This window comes from Streptomyces sp. NPDC006208 (assembly GCF_040613775.1).
Classification (GTDB): Bacteria; Actinomycetota; Actinomycetes; order Streptomycetales; family Streptomycetaceae; genus Streptomyces.
On record NZ_JBEXSW010000015.1, the window covers coordinates 147,009 to 166,305 of the forward strand.

The following is a 19,297-nucleotide window of genomic DNA, read 5'->3' on the forward strand; positions in this document are numbered from 1 at the left end:
CTGCAGAGGTGGCTATCGTCACCTGCCGTTCGGCGGCGCCCACAGTCGCAGAGGAGTTCCATCAGGCTGAGTCGATCACGCCCACAACTCCCCACCCGACGGGCAAGCCATCGAATCGAGTCGCGCCCAGACAGCGAGACCGTCAGGAACTTCCCCACAAGGCCCACTCAGCCAGGGAGAGACGCATGCACCATCTTGCTCTGTACACGTTCGGCGTCCTGAAGTCAGCCCTCACCGATCCCGCACGTCTTACGCGGGAGTTGCACGAGAGCGGTGAGGCCGTCTACCGGGAGATCGGACAGCACCCGGATATATCGCTCGTGCTGAAGCGGCAGATCGCAGCCTGGGCGCACGGACGGATTTCGACTCGGACTGGGGTGAGTGGGGAGAGTTTGCTGTTCCGGCCTGGTACGGGAAAGGCCGCACTGTGGAAACCACCGCCCTGGCCGCGACCCTCTCACTCTGGACCGACCTGCGATCCGCCTTCGACTCCATCTACACCGGTCTGCACCGCGCGGCGCTCAACAGGCGTTACGACTGGTTCGAGAGGACGGGACACCCGGGTTACGTGTTCTGGTGGGTCGCCGACGGCACGATACCGACCTGGCAGGACGGGGTTTCCAGGCTGGAGCACCTCCACGAACACGGCTCCGCACCGTACGCCTTCACCTTCCACCGCTCGTTCGACCCAGGCGGAACACCGACAAGGCGTCGGACCGAAGAGCGAGGTTCGCTGACACGAAGCCCTGAACCACTGGGTTCGCTGTAGAACGCCTGGATTGGATGACGGCGGACATCGTCAGTCGGCCTGCGGTGCCCGTTCTGCATTCTTGGTGACGTTGCCTGATGCGGCACCAGAACGACCTTCAAGGACCGAAACCGGCATCGATCTCCGGAACCGGCGGGATCATGGAACGCGAACTGCGTCCGCGGTCCCCGTGCAGCGGCGGGGCTGAGATCGGAAGAGAGAACGACAGTGGGAACCTACACGGAGAGCCGTCACCGGAGCCTCACCGATCCAGAAGGCTTCTGGTTGGAGGCGGCGCGGCTGGTCGACTGGACGGCGCCGCCGTCGCGTGCCCTCGACAGCAGTGGCGCGCCGTTCTACCGCTGGTTTCCGGACGGCGAGTTGAACACCTGCGCCAACGCACTGGACCGGCATGTTGCCGGCGGAGCCGGCGAGCGCACGGCACTGATCTGGGACTCGGCGATGGTCCCGGGGAAGCGGTCGTTCAGCTACCGCGAACTTCGTGACGAGGTGGCACGTCTCGCCGGTGCGCTGAGGGGACTGGGCGTCGGCAGGGGCGACCGGGTCGTCATCTACATGCCGATGGTCCCCGAGGCCGTGATGGCGATGCTGGCCTGCGCCCGGATCGGCGCAGTGCACTCGGTGGTGTTCGGCGGGTTCGCGCCCAAGGAGCTCGCGACCCGGATCGAGGACGCCCGTCCCAAGCTGGTCGTCGCCGCCTCCTGCGGGCTGGAGCCCAACCGCGTGGTGGCCTACCAGCCGATCCTGGACGAGGCACTTGCGCTCAGTTCCCACCGGCCCGAGCACACCCTGATGCTCCAGCGCGAGACCCTCAGGGCCGATCTGGGCGCCGGCTATGTGGACTGGGCGGACGTCGTGCCCGGTGCGCAGCCCGTGGAGCCGGTCCCGGTCGCGGCCACCGATCCGCTCTACATCCTCTACACCTCCGGCACGACCGGCCGCCCCAAGGGTGTGCTGCGCAGCGCGGGCGGGCACGCGGTCGCGCTCGCCTGGTCCATGGGTGCTGTCTACGACATCCACGCCGGCGACGTCTTCTGGACCGTCTCGGACGTCGGCTGGGTCGTCGGCCACAGCTACATCGTCTATGGCCCGCTGCTGGTCGGCGCCACGACCGTGGTCTACGAGGGCAAGCCCGTCGGTACTCCTGACGCGGGCGCCTTCTGGCGGGTGGTCCAGGAGTACGGCGTGCAGGCGATTTTCACTGCGCCGACCGCGATCCGGGCGATCAAGAAGGCCGATCCGGCCGCCGCGGAACTCGCCAAGTACGACATCACCTCCCTGACCTCGCTGTTCCTCGCCGGTGAACGTCTGGACCCGGAGACCTACCACTGGGCCTCGCAAGCTCTCGGCGTCCCGGTCACCGATCACTGGTGGCAGACCGAGACCGGCTGGGCGATCGCGGCCAACCCGCGTGGTCTGGAGGCGTTGCCCGTCAAGCCGGGCTCGGCCACGGTGCCTGTACCCGGCTGGAACGTGCAGATCCTGGACGACGACGGACGACCGCTGCCGCCCGGCCGGGAGGGCGAGATCGCAATCCGGCTGCCGCTGCCCCCGGGCGCGCTCCAGACGTTGTGGGACGACGACGACCGGTTCGTGGAGTCCTACCTCAGCCGGTTCCCCGGCTACTACCACACCGGCGACTCCGGCTACTTCGACGACGACGGCTACCTCTTCGTCATGGGCCGCACCGACGACGTGATCAACGTCGCCGGACACCGCCTGTCGACCGGTGCCATCGAAGCCGCCCTGGCCACCCACCCCGCGGTCGCCGAATGCGCGGTGATCGGCATCCCCGACGATCTCAAGGGACAAGTGCCCTACGGCCTTGTCGTTCTCAAGTCCGGCGCGGACCCGGCCCCGGAGCAGCTGCGCACCGAGCTGGTGGCGGCCGTCCGGCGCGACGTCGGCCCCGTCGCGGCCTTCCGCGACGTCGCAGTCGTCCCTGCACTGCCGAAGACCCGCTCCGGCAAGGTCCTCCGCAAGACGATGCGCGGCATCGCCGACGGCCGGGACGAGCCGGTCCCCGCGACCATCGAGGACGCCTCCGTGCTCGACGCTCTGATCCCCCTGCTGCGCAACCGCCCTTGAGACCACGCGGCGGTCAGGAAGAACCGGGGTCCGGCGTCAAGCGCGAGGTGCGTACGTTGGTGCGAACCTCATCGCGAGCCGCTTCCCGGTAGGGGCTGGATCCGTCGACCGACGGGCCCAGCCCCTTCAGCCGGTGGCCGTCAGATGCGGTCAGCTGCAATCAGGAGGTACTGGAAGGAGCCGTCCTTATAGGAGTTGATGAACGCCTCTTCAATGCCGGTGACCAGGGAAGACGTGGCCCGCAGCTCCCAATAGGGGAGGGTCGCAGCAGTCAGGTCGATGACGGTCTGCGGTACGAGACGGTTGTCGGCCATGGCGCGCAGGTATTCCCGGCGGGAATGGATGTTGCACTCGAAGTGCGCGTTGATCTGGGAAACCCACTTCGAGGGCTGTCCGTAACGCGGGTTCCAGCAGCCGGTGATGGTCACGTAGCGGCCGCCGACCGCGAGGATTCGGGAGTGCTCGGCAAAGAGGTCGTGGAGGTCGACGTACATACTCGACTCGTTGTTCCACGAGGCCGCGGCCTGCCCTGTCTCGAAGGGCGTGTCGAGCATGTTGCACACGCGGGCGTGAACATGGTCCTCCATGCCGAGTTCATGGGCGCGCCGGTTCGCGAAATCGGCCTGCTTGGCCGAGAGTGTGACGCCCTCGACCTTGCATCCGAACCGCTGGTGGGCCATGACCATCGAACCGCCCCGGCCGCAGCCGGCGTCCACGAGTGTGTCGTCGTGCCCGATGGAGCCGAGGTGGTCCAGGAGGACTTCGGCCTGCGCCGACTCCAGGCGGTGGAGTTCGGCGATCAGCTTCGTCTCGTACTCGCGGTCGCTTGCGTCCCCGAGGACGGCATGGTCGACGTCACCGATGCCGTAGTGGTGGTGGTAGAGCCCGTCGACGTCGCCGAGACGCAGGTTCACGGGCCTGGCCTCGTGATCCCAGTAACGGGCGATGTCCCCCTGGTAGGGCGACGCCGGAGCGGGAACGAACGCGGAGGTGCCGTTGATGGTGGTGAGCTCGGTGCTGGTCACAGAGAACTCCATTTCTTACCAGAAATCGGGCAGGCTGTATCGATAGGTGTTGGTCTGGTGCCAGTAGTGGTTGGCGTCGACCCATACGGCCACTCCCCGGAGGAAGCGCAGCACGCTCGGGACGGGACAGGCGGCGGCCAGAGCAGCGGCTTCGTCTTCGAAGTCGTGCATGAGGTCGTTGTGGACCTCGACCGCCTTCAGATAGGCATCCCGGTGTGCGATGCCCTCACGTTCGGCGATCACCACTGGCAGGTTCAGGTGCCGACCGGGGCCGGCGAGTTCCTTGGTGTACGAGTACAGGTCGTTGACGATGGTGCTGGCGTTCCCGGCGAGTGCGAGAACACGCTGCATGGCGGGCTGTGCATGCAGGTCCGTCGGCAGTTCGTAGCCGCCGACTGTGTCGGTGATGGTGGGGCAAGGCCGGAAGTTGTTGAACTGCCGCATCGCCAGGTACTCCCACACCTCGGGCGTGTGGTCCGTCTGGGCCCAGGCGGCCTCCGCGAGGTACCCCAGGTGCAGACGGGCCATGTCGTGCCGGAACCGGTCGGCCTGGGAAGGGGTGGCCTGTTGGACGAAGTACTGCATGGCGGAGCGGTAGGCGCGCCGCGGGGCGTCGGCGTGGAGCGACTCCGCCCACTGCGGCTGGTATTCCTTCGTGGTGTGAAGGGGGTCGAGGGCGGTGTGCGCAAGAAGAAGGCGTCCGCCGAGGCCGATGGGCGAACCTCCGTGGTCCTCGCAGTAGTAGTCGTCGACCGCGTTCTCGGCCACCATCAGCCGCGTAGCGAGCATCAGGTGGTCGACGGTCGGAGCGTCGGGATGGCAGGCAACCATGTAGCGCCCGACGGAGAAGCCGTCGAACTGGCCCTCCCACTCCTCGGGGTACAGCTCGACCTCGTCCACCGCCCAGTCCTTGATCCTGCGACCGACCTCCTCCACCCGCGCCGGATCAGGTTCCGGCACCGGGTGGTGGTAGAGACCCGGGATCGGTTTGCCCTCCGCTGGTGCCTCTGGCGCCGGAGGCGCCGGCGGCTCCTCGCGCAGGCCCGGATACAGACCCGACGTGCCGAGACCGGTGGGGCCGCGCAGGATCCGGTCCAGAGCCGGGCTCGGTTGCCCCGCCGCGGCAGCGCCCTCCCGCACGTGCGCAGCGATCAGGTCGCCACCCGGGGCGTTGTCGGGTACGGACACGTCTACGGGCACGGCCCCTGCGGCAGGGATGGGAACGGAAGGCAGAGTTGGCGAGGCAGGCAGGGTGCGGGCAGCGGCTTCGACGCCAGTGGCGTGAGTGAGGGCATGCGGCCCGAAGCGGGCCGCAGCGGCAGGCAGGCTCGACTGCAGCGGGGAAAGCCCAGGATCGGGCATCCGTAGCTCCTTCGTGAGGTGGGTGGGCTGTCCCGGATCCCGGACGTGCTCGCCCGGCCCGGGAACGTGCGGGCTGTCGTGGCCGTCGGACGGGCCCTCCTGCGGCGTCATATGCGTGGGGTCTCCCCAGGCCCGCCAGGGCCGAGGCATGGGGCCTCCCAGGCTCGAAAGGGCCTAGGCGTGGGGTCTCCCCAGGCCCGAAAGGGCCTAGGGGACGCATCGCAAGGCGGTAGGGGTACCGCCCGGCCGGAGGCCGGGGGAGAACGCCCTCGTACTGGATGTACTGGGTTGACTCCGACAACACAGCGAGGTGCCGTAGCTGTCGCCGCAGGCCCGACAGGATCGCTCGGACAGGGCCTAGTTGAGCCTGCGGCCGATCTGCACGTTCTCCAGCACGCCGAGCGCGTTCGGCACCAGGATCGCGGCGGAGTAGTAGGTGGTGACCAGGTACGAGATGATCGCCTGCTCGCTGACACCCATGCAGCGCACCGACAGGCCCGGCTCGTACTCATCCGGCAGGCCGGTCTGACGCAGACCGATGACGCCCTGGTTGTCCTCGCCGGTTCGCATGGCGAGGATCGAGCTGGTGCCCTCCTTGCTGATGGGGATCTTGTTGCAGGGCAGGATCGGGACACCGCGCCAGGCCGGGACCCGCTGCCCGCCGAGGTCGACGCTGCCCGGGTAGATCCCGCGGGCGTTGAGCTCACGCCCGATCGCCGCGATCATCCTGGGATGAGCGAGGAAGAGCTTGGTGCCGCGGCGGCGGCAGAGCAGCTCGTCGAGGTCGTCCGGGACGGGCGGGCCGGAGTGGGGTTGGATCCGCTGCTTGAAGTCGGCGTTGTGGAGCAGGCCGAACTCCCGGTTGTTGATCAGCTCGTGCTCCTGGCGCTCGCGCAGCGCCTCGATCGTGAGCCTGAGCTGCTCCTCGGTCTGGTTCATCGGCCCGTTGTAAAGGTCGGCGACCCTCGTGTGGACCCGCAGAACGGTCTGCGCGACGGAGAGTTCGTACTCGCGCGGCTTGAGCTCGTAGTCGACGAAGGCGCCCGGCAGCTCGACTTCGCCGGTGTGGCCGGCCGACATCGCGATCTCGGCCTCGCCGTGACGGTTCTGCCGCTGCAGGGGAAGCGAGCTGAACCGGCGGATGTGGGCCTGGAGGCTCGGCGCCGAGGACAGCACGGCGGCGAAGTCGCCGCGGGACAAGGTGAGCAGGGTGCCGGAGGTCTCGGCGGTGGCGGTGAAGTCCCATCTGGCGTCGGCGTCCAGAAGGGCGTTCTCACCGAACCGGTCGCCGTCGGCGAGTACGGCGACGGCGGCCTCGTCGCCGTACTTGCCGACGGAAGTCTGGTTGATCCGGCCATGGGCGATCAGATGGATCTGCTCGGCAGGGGTACCGCGCTCGGCCAACACCTCGCCGGCGCGAAAGTCGCGCTGGACACACCTGCCGGCGATCGCGGTCAGCACCTCCACGTCTTCGAAGCCGCGGAGCAGGGCCAGTTCGCCCAGCTCGCGAGGAATCACCCGGACGTCGGCACCGTCCTGGACGAACTCGATGCGCCCGTCGCCGACGGTGTAGCTCAGTCGGCGGTTCACCCGGTAGGCGCCGCCCTTGGTCTCCACCCAGGGGAGCATCCGCAGCAGCCAGCGAGAGGTGATCTCCTGCATCTGCGGAGCGGACTTGGTCGTGGTGGCAAGGTTGCGGGCAGCGGCGGTGCTCAGGCTGGACTGCCGGGGCGGCTCCAACTGTGCTTCCGGGCCGGTCTCAACGGTCATCGGGCGAGCTCTCCTTCGCAACGCTGGTGATCGGCGTCGTGCGCGCACGCCAACCGGTGAAAGAGGAAAAAGAGGGTCGATCTCTGGGAATCCGTTCAGATCCCGGTGAACAGTAACTGCCGATATGCCCAGGTCACCCCATGAGACCGTGGGCATTACCTCGATGAAGTGACCTTGCTCCGCACGGGGTTTATCCGGACGACCGACGACATCTGAGCCACCCGGCCGAGAGCCGTCCTGTGCACGGAGCGGCCGCCCGCCCCGTCCCCTTTTCGGCACTTGCAGCCTGATCTGACGATCCATCTGAGATTGATCAGGAGCACCGGGAGGCCAACGCGCAGGCCACTGCAGGGGAAGATCGCCCTCGACTCCGAGCCGGCGCCGGCCCCGGTCATCAGGCGGCCGCCCGTCATCGTCCGCGACGGCGGGAACGCCGTCCCCGGCTCCCGCACAGAGGGAATCCGGCCAGGTTCGCCGTCGATATCGACCCCTTTCGCCGCAACACCGGCTACCGGCTCACCGACATCTCCGACGTGGCCGAGCGCGAGGCCCTAGGGCGTCCGGCCGATCCCGGGTCGGGGCTCGGGTCGCCCGCTGATCACTTGGATGAGCACAAGCGCCGTTGGCGCGTCATGCCGGCAGGTCAACCGGCGTGCCTCCCGTGTACCGCCAGCAGCCGAAGAACCTGCTCATCTCTTGGTCACCGAAGAGTCTCGGCTTCTTCCGGGCACACGGGAAGCGGCGCCTGAACCGGGCTTCTGCCCGGTCCAGGCGCCTTCGACTCGGTCCGCCGACAGCGGGGTACCGGCTACGGCGGCTCCCACGTCAGATGGAGGCGTCCACCAGGCCCCACCGGGAGCCGGCATCAATGACTGCGTCGGCACGCCGGGCGATCGGACGCGGTACGGGCCTGGCTGGTGGATTGCGGCGCGGCTCTGCTGTGCGCGATGACCTACGAGGACAGCTGAAGAACCGGGCACACAGCTGACGCGTCAGGTCGCCGACGTCCTGTCATCGCGTCACGGCGCGTACTCGAAGGCGCCCATGTCACAGGCCAGGCCCTGCGGACGCGTGATGCCTCGCTGGTCAGTGGCGGGGCAGCCGTCGTCGGCCGCGTCGACGGCCGGGCTGCCCGGCAACAGAGCGACGGTGTCCGTGGGCCCGCCGTGGTCACTCAGGGAAGCGAGGCCGGGAGACCGGCGTGGAAGGTCACCCTCGGCGGTGAGGTGGCAACTGTTGCCGCTGTCGAGGTTGTTGCCCAGCGAGTCGATGGCGGCGAAGACGTTCTTGCAGTCGCTGGTTGTCCCGCCGCTGATGTTGCCGGCGATGATCGTGTTCTGCAGTGTGAGACGACCCAGCGGCAGGTTGACGGTGTCGGTGACCGGCCGGGGCAGGCTGTCCAGGTAGGCGGGGGCGATGTTGATCCCACCGCCGCCGTCGGTGGCGGTGTTGCCGGTGATCGTGGAGCTGCGGATGTCCACCCGGCCGGTGCCGCGTATGTCGATGCCGCCGCCGTATCCGGACAGGCTTCCCGGCCGTTCCCAGTCGTCGGTCACGCGGTTGTCCGCGATCGTCGAATTGACCACGGTGCCGGTGTCGTCGAACCGGATCCCTCCCGCCTCACCCGCTGTGTTGCGGCTGACGGTGCTGTCGATCAGCGTCAGGTGGGAGTCGGGAATGTTGAAGATGCCTCCCCCGTAACCGGCGGAGTTCCCCGTCACCGTCACCCGGCGCAGCGTCATGTCCTTGCTGTTGGCAATGCCGCCTCCGCCAGGGTCGGTGATGGGCACTTCCCGCTGCTTGGCGTCTCCTCCCGTGATGGTGAGGTCGGACAGCCAGGTGTCGGCGCCCATCCGGAAGACACGGTCGATGTGGTCGGCGTCGATGACGGTCTCCCGCGCCCCGGCCCCCCGGACGATGGTCGGGGCGGTGATGTTCAGATCGCCTGTGGTCGGGTCGGCGGTGCGCCCGTTCAGCAGGTCGGGGTTGGGGGGAATGGTCAGCCGGTAGCGGCCGGCAGGTAACTCGATCATGCTGCCGGGCCGGGCGTTTGCGGCCATGACCGCCGCGCGCAGGGTGCAGGTTCCTGTGGCGGTGCGACAGAGGCCGTCGGACGGGTCTGCGTCCACTGCGTCCGCCGTGGAGTCGACCAAGAGGTGCGCGGCCGGTGGCCGTGCCTGGGCAGGGGCCGGTACGACGACGGCCACTGCCGAGGCCAGCGACATGGCCGCGAGTACGGGAAAGGCGGTCCGACTTCTCAAGTGACTCTCCAAGGTGCGGCCGGCCGGGGGCCGGTGCGACTGATGGGGTCTTGACGTCCTGCCTTCGGCGGCGTGCGGAAGTGTCGTGAGCGGGAACGCCGCGTGGTCCTCCGCGCCTCACCGCCCGGCGGCGTGGGGGCGGTTGTCACTGTCGGCCGGGAGCGCCATAGGCGTGAAGGTGACGGGCACAGTGGCCGGTCCCCGGATGACGCTGGGACGCCGGGGCACGACCTCCTCGTCCACGGCGAGGGCCAGAGCGGGCAGGCGGCGCAGAAGCGTACCGATGGCGATCTGGCCCTCGAGGCGGGCGAGCGCCGCGCCCAGGCAATAGTGGAGGCCGTGCCCGAGGGCGAGGTGCGGGTTGTGCGCGCGGGCGATGTCCAGGACGTCCGGCCGGTCGAACCGCCCCGGGTCCCTGTTGGCCGCGCCGGTGGAGAGCACCACCGTCTCACCGGCGGCGATGGTGGTGTCCGCCAGGTCCAGATCCTCGCGGGCGTAGCGTACGACGCCGAGCATGACCGGCCCGTCGTAGCGGAGGAACTCCTCGACCGCGGACGGCAGCAGGGCCGGTTCCCGGCGAAGTCGGTCCAGTTGGTCGGGATGGAGGAGGAGCAGCAGGGTGCCGGTGCCGATGAGGCTGACGGTGGTCTCGTGGCCTGCGACGAGCAGCAGGACCGCAGTGCCGACCAGTTCCGCGTCCGACAGCCGGTTCTCCTCGCCGGCGGCGGCGAGTGCGGTGAGCAGGTCGTCGGCGGGTTCGGCGCGCTTGCGCACCACGAGGCCGGCGAGGTACGCGCCGAGGTCAGCCCGGGCCTGCTCGGCTGCGGCGGCCGCTGCCGGGGCCACGGGCGGGCTGAGCATGTCGGCCGACCATCGCCCGAACTGCCCGCGGTCCTCGAAGGGTACGCCGAGCAGTTCACATATGACCGCGACCGGGAGCGGGAGGGCGAAGTCGGCGACCAGGTCGGCCCGCCCGAGTGGGGCCACTGCGTCGATGAGAGTGTCGGCGATCTGCTGGACCCGCGGCCGTAACGCCGCCACTCGCCGAGGGGTGAAGGCGCGCGAGACCAGTTGGCGGAGCCGCGTATGGTCGGGCGGGTCCGTGGTGAGCATGCTCGGCGGCCGCCGCCCGTCTCCGCCCGGTCGGGCGGAGAGCGACGCGGCGCTGCCGGGAGTGCGTGGGTCGCTGCTCAGTGAGGGGTGTGCAATGGCGGCCATCACGTCGTCGTAGCGGGTGACCATCCAGGCGTGCCCGCCGCCTCGCAACTCGACACGCTGCACCGGTCCAGATCGGCGCAGCCGGTCCAACCAGGGGTAGGGATCCCGCCGTTGCTCGATGTCGGCAGGGAGCTGATGGATGATGAGATCGCTCACGGCGCTCCTCCCATAGGGCGGGTGGACACTGCGGAGGGGATCGGACTCTCAACTCTGTAGTGAGCGTTCCATACAGGGATGCGGATGTCCATGGAGCGTACGGAGCAGGGTGGTTGGGATTCGCCGCCCGCCAGGTCCACGCACCGGTCTCGGTGGAATCGCTGCGCCGTGGCGGACAGGTACTTGATCCACGGCCCGGACACGTGCTGCAGGGACTGTCGGCATCCCTGCCGGGACAGCCGGGAGCGCCCACGCCTCCACAGGATCCGTATCGTTCGGTGGGCGGGAGGCGGAGGGAGAGTCGGGGTACACACCAGGACACAGCGACCCGGCGGCACGGATGTCTGCAACGCGAAGATGGCGGCTCCCGGAACTGGGGTCGCGGCGTACGGGCGATGCGGTTCGGGGAGTACTCCGCAGAGCGGCACCTTCTTCGGTGCGGCACCCGACCTCGCCGCTGGAGCACCCCGCCGGAGCACCCCCAGCCTCCGTCATACCGGACGTAACGGACAGTTACCAGGTGGTAGCACCTTGTTGAACTCCATTTGTTCCCGTACGGCGCTTGAAGCCTCCCCGATGACCCAGGAGGATCAGGCACTCCAGCGCCCCTAGAAGGACGCGAGTGATCCCTGGCATCACCGAACCACGGTGCTGCGTCCGGCCCGGCCAATCGCAATCCGATGGCCTCAGAGCCGGCTTCTGCCTGCCTCGCTTCCGCCGGGCCTGCCGCACTCCCCTTTCATGAGGACCTGATGACACAACACATACCGGAGGGGGTGTTCTGGTGCCTTGTCGCGGTCTCGCTCGCCGGACTGTTGCTGCTGGTACGCCAGTACCGGATCACCGTCACCCTGCGCCGTCGACTGACGATCCACGAAGCCGGCCTGCTCGCCCGTGAGGAGGAGGTCCGGCACCTCGCCGAGGTTCGGCTCCCTGCTCTGGCCGAGGCATCCCGCCGGCCCGCGCCGGTGCCCGGACCGCTCGACACGGATCTGGCGGGCACGGCGTACGGGAAGGACCTGCAGAAGATCGTCGAGCAGTTCACCGGTGCTGCCGAGGCCGCACAGTCCCGGGCGGACACGTCGGCGAAGGCAACGCTGAAGGCGGCGATGCGCGCCCTGCAGGCCCTGGCGAACGAGCAGCAGCTGTCGATCTCGGACATGCAGGACCGGCACGACGACCCGGACGTGCTCCAGGACCTCCTGGAGATCGACCACGCCAACGCGCAGTTCGGCCGCAGGGCACAGGCCATCGCCGTGCTCTGCGGCTCATGGCCCGGACGGCAGCGGGCCGCGTCACCGCTTGTCGACGTCGTACGAGGGGCGACGTCGAGGATCCGGGACTACCGGCGCGTCAACGTGCACTCCCGGGTCGACATGGACGTGGTGAGCCGAGCCGTCGAGCCTGTCGTCCTCGCGGTTGCCGAGCTGCTGGACAACGCGGCGCGGCATTCTCAGCCCAACACCTCTGTCGAGGTCGGCATCCAGCCTGCCCACAACGGAATCAGCATCGTCGTCGACGACGCCGGCGTGGGCATGGAGGCGCTCGAGACCGAGGAGGCCGCGCGCCGCTTGTCCGGCCAGGAACACATCGACATCAACCGGCTCAGCGACCCGCCGCAGTTCGGATTCGCCCTGATCGGCGTACTCGCCGCCCGGTACGGATTCACCGTCTCGGTCGACTCGCAGTCCCCGTACGGCGGTGTGCGGGCCGTGCTCTTTCTCCCCAACGCGCTCATCAACCGCGTGCGTTTCACGGGCCCGCCGATCCCCCTGCAGGAGGCAGGCACGCCAGGCGCCCCGCAGCCGGTCTCCCTTGGCGCACCCGAGGCCACTGCCGTCGGGGACGCAGCAGCCCGACCGGGTTCCCTCACGCCCCCAGTCCTCCCCCGGCCGGCTGCCGAGTCGTCAGCCTTCCCCGAAGTGGAGGCGGCGCAGTCGTCCACCGTGGGAGGCCTGCCCAAGCGCCGCCGACGCACGGCCCAGCACGAAGCGGCCGTCGACCCCGCGACCCCGACCCCCTCCGCTCCCTCGCTGGTCCGCCCCGCGGCCGAGACCGCCTCCCGCATGAGCGCGTTCGCCCGAGGCACCCGCTCCGGCCGCGACGCCAACCCCGACAGCGAAGGGACCTCCCAGGAATGACCGGCCACATGACCAATGAACTCGGATGGATGCTCGACGAGGTCCTGAAGGTCCCGGAAGCCCGCCACGCGATCCTGCTCTCCGCGGACGGCATGCTCCGCGCCCACTCCCAGGGCATCAAGCGTGACGAGGCCGAACGGCAGGCGGCGGCGTTGTCCGGCCTGCAGTCGATCAGTCGCAGTACCGCCGAGTTCTGCGCGCAGGAGACCTCGCCCTGGCAGCAGACACTGGTCGAATTCGTCGACGGTTACGTCTTCCTGGTGGCCGCCGGCGCGGGCGCCTATCTGGCGGTCTCCGCCGGCCAGGACGTCGACATGGAAGCCGTCACCTACAGCATGCACAAGCTGGTCGACCGGCTGGGCAAGGAGCTGACCAGTCCGCCGCGGCAGAACTCCGCACCCGGCATGGCTGACGACCCAGGTACGCCATGACCCCGCCACGCCCCCGGCGTGACAAAGGACTCGTGCGGCCCTACGTCGTCACGGAGGGCCGCGCTCATCCGACGCGCAACACACTGGACATCGTGACGCTGGTGACGGCTGTGAACAACCGTCACCTGCACGGGCTGAGCCCGGAGAAGCGCGGTGTCATGGAACTGTGCCGAGGAGGAGCGCTGTCGGTCGCCGAAGTGGCCGGCCACCTCACTCTCCCGATGAGCGTCACCAAGGTCCTGCTCAGCGACCTCATCGACAGCGGTCATGTCGTCGCCCGGCCACCCGTCCCCAAAGCGCAACTGCCCGACGCCCGACTCCTGCAGGAGGTCCTGGATGGGCTCCGCTCCCGTTTCTGAACCGGTCTACGTCGCGGACACGGTCACCACCGCGGTCAAGATCCTCGTCGTCGGCCACTTCGCCGTCGGCAAGACCACCTTTGTCGGAACACTCTCCGAGATCCGGCCGCTGCGCACCGAAGAGACGATGACGCAGGCAAGCGAACTCGTCGACGACCTCGAGGGCACCCCCGACAAGACCACGACGACCGTGGCCATGGACTTCGGACGCCTCACACTCAGTGAGTCCCTGGTGCTGTACCTCTTCGGCGCCCCCGGGCAGAAGCGCTTCACCCAGCTGTGGCAGGACATGCTGTGCGGAGCCCTCGGCGCACTGGTGCTGACGGACACCCGAAGGCTCGACCAGTCCTTCGACATCATGGGTCTGCTGGAAGAGCACGGCATGCCGTACGCGGTCGCCGTCAACCAGTTCGACGGCGCACCGCCCTTCCCCGAGGCAGAGATCCGCGAGGCTCTCGACCTGCTCCCGGAAACCCCGCTGGTCACCTGCGACGCGCGGGAACCCACGTCCTCCGCCAAAGCGCTGATCTCCCTCATCGAGTACCTCCAGACCCGCACCCCTCAGGAGCAAGAATGACAACACCCCTGCCCATGGGTGACGCGGTACCTCCTCCCGGCTGCCCTGCGCATGCCGGCGACGGTTCGGTTGAGCGCCTGTACGGCCCGGAGTTCGCCGCCGACCCCTTGGGGTCGTACACCCGCCTGCGCGCCCGTGGCTCCGTCGCGCCCGTGGAAATGGCACCCGGAGTACACGCCTCCTTGGTCACCGGCTACGAGACCGCTCTGGAGGTGCTGCGCAGTCCGGAGCGCTTCTCCAAGGACCCACGCCGATGGCGGGCCCTCGCCGACGGGACGGTGCCGGCGGACAGCCCGGTCGTGCCGATGATGATGTACCGGCCGAACGCCTTGTGGGCCGACGGGGACGAGCACAGAAGGCTGCGAGGCGCCGTCACCGACAGCCTCGGCCGCCTGGACCCCAACGCGCTCAAGGGCTACGTGGAGCACAGCGCGGACACGCTCATCGACCGGATCGGGCCCAAGGGACGGGCGGATCTGCTGGGCGAGTACGGTGCCGTCCTGCCCCTGCTGGTCTTCAACCAGCTCTTCGGCTGCCCGCCCCACATCGGGGACAAGCTGGTCGAGGGGATGTCCGGGATCTTCGACGCCGACACCGACTCCGAGAAGGCGAACGCGGTGCTGACCGAGGGCGTCGCCGAGCTGGTCGCGCTCAAGAGGGACCAACCGGGGCAGGACGTGACGTCCTGGATGATGGCCCACCCTGCCGGGCTCACCGACGAGGAGATGATGCATCAGCTGGTCCTCCTCATGGGCGCAGGCACCGAGCCCCAGCAGAACCTGATCTGCAACGGACTACGGCTGCTCCTGTGCGACGACCGGTTCGCGGGTGATCTCGCAGGCGGCAGCATGCCCGTTGAGGACGCCATCGACGAGGTGCTGTGGACCGACCCGCCGATAGCGAACTACGCCGTCCACTATGCGCTCCACGACCTGGAGCTCGACGGAACCCTCGTACGCGAGGGCGAGCCCATTGTGATCAGCCTGGCCGCCGCGAACACCGACCCCGGACTCGCCGGCGACCGCCGGGCGGGCAATCGCGCGCACCTCGCGTGGAGCGCGGGCCCCCACACCTGTCCCGCGAAAGGCCCCGCCCGGTCGATCGCCGCCATCGCCCTGGAGAAGCTCCTCGACCGACTCCCCGACATTGAACTGGCAGTGCTTGTCGAGGAGTTGGAGTGGCGGCAGGGACCCTTCCACCGGGCTCTGGCCGCCCTGCCCGTCCGCTTCCCGCCGATCGGCCCCGACGACCGGACTTCTGCGGAAAGCGATTGGATCACGGATCCGGTCCTCTCGGCACCGATCCCTCCGGCACCGACGTCCACGGCGAGGGAACCCGGATCCGCGAACGTGGTCCGGCAGCGCTGGTGGAGCTCCCTGGCGAGATGGCGGCAAAGGCGCTGAGCCAGGTGAGCACGTCGCACACACCCACGACGTCGCCGTCTGCGGCATACGCCCGGCTGCGGACCCGTACCCGGGCGGACCGGACACCGAGGCCGGCACGCCAGTGACGTCAACGACTCGGCGTCGGGCCACGGCCGGACCCGCCTGCGGGTTCGGCCATGACCGGACGGGGCGACGAGTGAGGACGAAGGACCGGCTCTTCCACACTCCAGCCCGTTGATCGCAAACCCGCAGGCGGGCACGGTCGGCAACCCACTTCGGAAGTCAACGCCGTTGGACGGTACGGCCGATGGGTTGCGACACATGCTCATCGGCCGTGCCCGGCTCTCGACCGCCGGCCATGACCCCGGCCACAGAATCACGCCTGCCGCGGGCCGGCGTCGACCGCGACAACACCGACGCCGGCAAGACGCGCGGCGCCAAGACATCCCGCCCCGAGACCGCCCGCCATGCAGACAAGGCTTACGGCTCCCCTGAGCTGCGCAGGTGGCTGCGGGAGCGACATCGGCGTCCGTGCCGCCCTCAAGGGCGGCGAGCCCGGACAGGACTCAGGCCGTCGCAGGCAGGCCGACGAACGGACGATCCCCTGCCTTCCCGGCAACTGCAGGGCGCTGCCTGGCGATCCTCGGCCTCGCCGGCGCCCACGCTGCCGGTCGGCGTCGCCCGTCCTCGCCGACCGGTTCACCGGCGGATCTGAGCCCCGCGAGGCAGCCGCTCGGCACCCCGGGCCGGTGACGACGCCTTTCAAGCCGTCGCGCCGCCGTTCCCTTGTCAGTTGTGTAGACAGCACCGCCCCTGAATGGAACGCTCGCTACAGAGCAACGTAGTTGGCGCCGCTGCCCCGCGCGCCGGGCAGCCCGGTGCCACCGTCCAGAGGACGGCGTCTGTCACACGGCGCGTACGAACAGACGCGGTTGGAACCCCGGAGCCGCCCGCGACGCCCACCAGCCGGACGTGGACCGCCGCGCCTTCCTTCGCCGAAGCAGACGGACCAACAGAAGGAGACCGATGAGATTCCGTGACGTACGCCGTACGGTTGCCCGCGCCGCGACCGTCGGCGCTGTACTGCTGCTGTCGTTCAGTGCGCCCCAAGCGGCCTCCCCCGACTCCGGGGGAGACGCGCTTGTCGTGCGCACCGCGCACGGCACGGTCCGGGGCAAGACCGGTCCCGACGGCGGCCGGGTGTTCCAGGGCATCCCCTTCGCAGCCGCGCCGACGGGGGAGTTACGCTGGCGCCCGCCCCGGCCGTCCGCATCATGGTCCGGCGTGCGGGACGCCACCGCACCGGCCAGTCCCTGCCCCCAACTGCCCCTGACTCTGCTCCCGGACGGCGGGCCGGTCCTGCCGGTTGACTCCAACCGCACCGGCAGCACCTCGGAGGACTGCCTGTACCTCAATGTGTGGACCCCGCCCGGCGCCGACGGCAGAAAGCTGCCGGTGCTGGTGTGGCTGCACGGCGGCGGCAACGCCTACGGCGCCGGCAGCGACTACAACGGTGCGGCGCTGGCCGCCCGGGGCGTGGTCGTCGTCACCGTCAACTACCGTCTCGGGGCGCTGGGGTTCCTCGCCCACCCCGCGCTGTCGGCCGAGAGCGGCGATTACGGCCTGATGGACCAGCAGGCCGCGCTGCGCTGGGTACGGCGCACCATCGGTGCCTTCGGCGGCGACCGCACCAGGGTCACCCTGGGCGGTCAGTCCGCCGGGTCCGTCGACACCTGTCTCCACATTGCCTCGCCGACCGCGCAAGGCCTGTTCCACCGGGCCGTCCAGCAGAGCGGCAGCTGCCTGTCCGACGGCGCTCTCGACCCGCTCACCCTGGCCGAGGCCGAGAGGAGGGGGCAGAGCTTCGCGGCCTCGGTCGGCTGCAGCGACCCGTCGAACGTCGCGGCCTGTCTGCGCGCCGTACCCACCGGGGAGCTGATTCGCGGCGCCCCTGCGGCGGCGTCCCTGTGGACACCGAACACCGGACCGGCCGTCCTTCCGGTCCCACCGCGCACGGCATGGGCCGAGGGGCGGGTGAACGCGGTCCCGACGCTGAGCGGCAGCACCCATGACGAGTACCGGTACTTCACGGCGCTCAACGTGGACCTGCTCGGCGGTGGGCCCCTCACACCGCAGACCTATGCCGCCCTGATCAAGCTGCAGCACCCTGCTCGAGCAGCCGCCGTTCTCGGCACCTACCCGGCGTCCGCCTACGCCTCGCCGAACCTGGCCTACTCCGCTGTCGGCACCGACCAGCGCTTCGCCTGCCCGGCGCGTGCCGACGGCCGCCTGTACAGCGCCAGGGTGCCCGTCTACGCCTATGAGTTCAACGATCCCCAGGCGCCTGCGTTCATCCCGGCGCCGTACACCCCGCAGGGCGCGTTCCACGCCGCGGAGCTGGCTTATCTGTTCCCGATGAAAGCCCTGCCGCTCACCACCCCGGCACAGCGCCGGCTGTCCGCCACGATGACCGGCTACTGGGCCCGATTCGCCGCCACCGGCAACCCCAACGGGCCCGGCACCCCCGCCTGGCCGCGATACGGCACCGACCGTGACCGCATCCAGGTTTTGGCTCCGGACCGGACCGCTCCTACCAACGGTTTCGCGGCCGACCACCGCTGCGCGTTCTGGCAGCCCGCCGACACTTCCTGACGACTGCCCCGGCGCTCCGCGGAGCAGGCCCACCACCGCCGCACGGCAGCGCTTCAGGACACATCCGGGGCGCGTCCCGCCGAGCGGGAACTCCCCACGGGAACGCCATGGTGGGCCGCCAGGGCAAGCAACGCGACGCGCAGCGGCTCGATCTCCAAGGAGGTGGCGGGCTCGAACCAACGGGCCACGGCGGTTCCGCTCGCCGTTCTGAGGGTGAAGCGGGCGAGTTCGTCCGACACCTCGGGGCGACCGCCCAGGTCGAAGACGACGCTCAGGGAATCCTGGGCCCACGCCAACAGCGCGTCGCGGTACCGGCGCAGCTCGGCCAGGGCGGCCGTACTGGCGTCCTGCCGCAACATGCCGACCGCGAGCAGCAGCTTCAAGCTGTGCGGGTGGCGTTGGAAGCTCTCCCCGACCGATCCGAGAAAGGTGTCCAGCCTGTGCCCTGCATCCGCACCGGGTACGTCGACCGGAGGCAGGGCCGCCAGCAAGGCGATTCTTGCGCGTTCGAGGACCGCGACGTAGATACCGTCCTTGCTTCCGAAGTGCCAGTAGAGGGAACTGGCGGGGAGTCCGCAGGCGGCGGAGATCATCGATATGGACGTGGCGGCGTAACCGTGCTGGGACATCAGCTCAGTTGCGGTGTCGAGAATCGCGTCGTGGGACCGCATGCCGCGGTCACGGGCCGATGCCTCTGTCATGCGCCCGACTCTAGATCAGCCGACCGGCCAAGCACAGCGGTTCAGAGGAATCATCCCAGGTCAGAACACCTGGTCCGGTCGCAGGGTCCGCCAGATCCGGTCGGTCAGGATCCTGGCGGCCAGGTGCCGCGGGAGCACGTGCGGACGGCCGTGACCTGACCTGTCAGCTCGGCGTCCCACACCGCGCGGGGGCCGGGGTTGGCAGTGCGGCGGGCGTAGAAGCCGGTTCGGGAGACCTTCAGCAGTTCACGCGCCCGTTTGACGATGTGGCCGCTCCGCCTCTCCGCCTCGATCAACGGGTGCACCGTCACCGGGTCTCCGTAAGTTGTTGGGCGGCCCGGGAGGGCCGGATGTGGCTTACCGGGTCTTGCCAGTTGTGGCTCCGAAGGAGTGGCCGTCCGG

General features: G+C 69.4%; 14 protein-coding genes and 1 pseudogene. 8 read left to right on the plus strand and 7 right to left on the minus strand.

Annotation, left to right across the window (positions count from 1 at the left end):
- The first annotated feature begins 185 nt into the window (after positions 1–185).
- Positions 186–769 (plus strand): annotated as a pseudogene (locus ABZ208_RS15020) (DUF3291 domain-containing protein).
- A 183-nt stretch (positions 770–952) separates the two neighbouring features.
- Positions 953–2,857 (plus strand): propionyl-CoA synthetase, encoded by a 1,905-nt coding sequence (locus ABZ208_RS15025; protein ID WP_356909925.1) that lies wholly within the window; start codon positions 953–955, stop codon positions 2,855–2,857.
- 140 nt (positions 2,858–2,997) lie between these two features.
- Here ABZ208_RS15025 and ABZ208_RS15030 read toward each other — a convergent pair whose 3' ends face one another.
- From ABZ208_RS15030 to ABZ208_RS15050, 5 genes are all read right to left on the minus strand, one after another.
- Positions 2,998–3,882, minus strand: a complete 885-nt coding sequence (locus ABZ208_RS15030) for a geranyl diphosphate 2-C-methyltransferase (protein ID WP_356909901.1) — start codon at positions 3,880–3,882, stop codon at positions 2,998–3,000.
- Positions 3,883–3,897: 15 nt separating this feature from the next.
- Positions 3,898–5,244 (minus strand): family 2 encapsulin nanocompartment cargo protein terpene cyclase, encoded by a 1,347-nt coding sequence (locus ABZ208_RS15035; protein WP_356909902.1) that lies wholly within the window; start codon positions 5,242–5,244, stop codon positions 3,898–3,900.
- Between the two features lie 357 nt (positions 5,245–5,601).
- Positions 5,602–7,014: a family 2B encapsulin nanocompartment shell protein gene (locus tag ABZ208_RS15040; RefSeq protein ID WP_356909903.1), complete on the minus strand. Its 1,413-nt coding sequence runs from the start codon at positions 7,012–7,014 to the stop codon at positions 5,602–5,604.
- A 1,019-nt stretch (positions 7,015–8,033) separates the two neighbouring features.
- Positions 8,034–9,275 carry a right-handed parallel beta-helix repeat-containing protein gene (locus tag ABZ208_RS15045; protein WP_356909904.1) on the minus strand — a complete coding sequence of 414 codons (1,242 nt, stop codon included), beginning with the start codon at positions 9,273–9,275 and terminating at the stop codon, positions 8,034–8,036.
- Positions 9,276–9,392: 117 nt separating this feature from the next.
- Positions 9,393–10,649 (minus strand): cytochrome P450, encoded by a 1,257-nt coding sequence (locus ABZ208_RS15050; protein ID WP_356909905.1) that lies wholly within the window; start codon positions 10,647–10,649, stop codon positions 9,393–9,395.
- Positions 10,650–11,401: 752 nt separating this feature from the next.
- On the opposite strand from ABZ208_RS15050, the gene ABZ208_RS15055 reads away from it, so the two are divergent.
- The 6 genes from ABZ208_RS15055 to ABZ208_RS15080 all read left to right on the plus strand — a co-directional run bounded on the left by ABZ208_RS15055 (position 11,402) and on the right by ABZ208_RS15080 (position 18,194).
- Positions 11,402–12,790: an ATP-binding protein gene (locus ABZ208_RS15055; protein ID WP_356909906.1), complete on the plus strand. Its 1,389-nt coding sequence runs from the start codon at positions 11,402–11,404 to the stop codon at positions 12,788–12,790.
- Positions 12,787–13,221, plus strand: a complete 435-nt coding sequence (locus tag ABZ208_RS15060; protein WP_356909907.1) for a roadblock/LC7 domain-containing protein — start codon at positions 12,787–12,789, stop codon at positions 13,219–13,221. The genes ABZ208_RS15055 and ABZ208_RS15060 overlap by 4 nt, the downstream gene beginning before the upstream one ends.
- Entirely contained in the window at positions 13,218–13,580 is a 363-nt protein-coding gene (locus tag ABZ208_RS15065; protein ID WP_356909908.1) for a DUF742 domain-containing protein, read from the plus strand. The genes ABZ208_RS15060 and ABZ208_RS15065 overlap by 4 nt, the downstream gene beginning before the upstream one ends.
- Complete coding sequence (locus tag ABZ208_RS15070; protein WP_356909909.1) at positions 13,558–14,157, plus strand: ATP/GTP-binding protein; 600 nt, start codon at positions 13,558–13,560, stop codon at positions 14,155–14,157. The genes ABZ208_RS15065 and ABZ208_RS15070 overlap by 23 nt, the downstream gene beginning before the upstream one ends.
- Positions 14,154–15,560: a cytochrome P450 gene (locus tag ABZ208_RS15075; RefSeq protein WP_356909910.1), complete on the plus strand. Its 1,407-nt coding sequence runs from the start codon at positions 14,154–14,156 to the stop codon at positions 15,558–15,560. The genes ABZ208_RS15070 and ABZ208_RS15075 overlap by 4 nt, the downstream gene beginning before the upstream one ends.
- A 1,008-nt stretch (positions 15,561–16,568) precedes the next feature.
- Positions 16,569–18,194, plus strand: a complete 1,626-nt coding sequence (locus tag ABZ208_RS15080) for a carboxylesterase family protein (RefSeq protein ID WP_356909911.1) — start codon at positions 16,569–16,571, stop codon at positions 18,192–18,194.
- A gap of 53 nt (positions 18,195–18,247) precedes the next feature.
- Here ABZ208_RS15080 and ABZ208_RS15085 read toward each other — a convergent pair whose 3' ends face one another.
- Together ABZ208_RS15085 and ABZ208_RS15090 are read right to left on the minus strand one after the other, a co-directional pair.
- Entirely contained in the window at positions 18,248–18,895 is a 648-nt protein-coding gene (locus tag ABZ208_RS15085) for a TetR/AcrR family transcriptional regulator (protein WP_356909912.1), read from the minus strand.
- 104 nt (positions 18,896–18,999) lie between these two features.
- Positions 19,000–19,206: a hypothetical protein gene (locus ABZ208_RS15090; protein WP_356909913.1), complete on the minus strand. Its 207-nt coding sequence runs from the start codon at positions 19,204–19,206 to the stop codon at positions 19,000–19,002.
- Positions 19,207–19,297: the final 91 nt, after the last annotated feature.

What these genes read in the sequence shown, in the direction of transcription:
- ABZ208_RS15080 (WP_356909911.1), top strand. Translation starts at nt 16,569, where the DNA reads ATGAGATTCCGTGACGTACGCCGTACGGTTGCCCGCGCCGCGACCGTC.
- ABZ208_RS15075 (WP_356909910.1), top strand. Translation starts at nt 14,154, where the DNA reads ATGACAACACCCCTGCCCATGGGTGACGCGGTACCTCCTCCCGGCTGC.
- ABZ208_RS15040 (WP_356909903.1), bottom strand. Translation starts at nt 7,014, where the DNA reads ATGACCGTTGAGACCGGCCCGGAAGCACAGTTGGAGCCGCCCCGGCAG.
- ABZ208_RS15070 (WP_356909909.1), top strand. Translation starts at nt 13,558, where the DNA reads ATGGGCTCCGCTCCCGTTTCTGAACCGGTCTACGTCGCGGACACGGTC.
- ABZ208_RS15035 (WP_356909902.1), bottom strand. Translation starts at nt 5,244, where the DNA reads ATGCCCGATCCTGGGCTTTCCCCGCTGCAGTCGAGCCTGCCTGCCGCT.
- ABZ208_RS15085 (WP_356909912.1), bottom strand. Translation starts at nt 18,895, where the DNA reads ATGACAGAGGCATCGGCCCGTGACCGCGGCATGCGGTCCCACGACGCG.
- ABZ208_RS15055 (WP_356909906.1), top strand. Translation starts at nt 11,402, where the DNA reads ATGACACAACACATACCGGAGGGGGTGTTCTGGTGCCTTGTCGCGGTC.
- ABZ208_RS15060 (WP_356909907.1), top strand. Translation starts at nt 12,787, where the DNA reads ATGACCGGCCACATGACCAATGAACTCGGATGGATGCTCGACGAGGTC.
- ABZ208_RS15065 (WP_356909908.1), top strand. Translation starts at nt 13,218, where the DNA reads ATGACCCCGCCACGCCCCCGGCGTGACAAAGGACTCGTGCGGCCCTAC.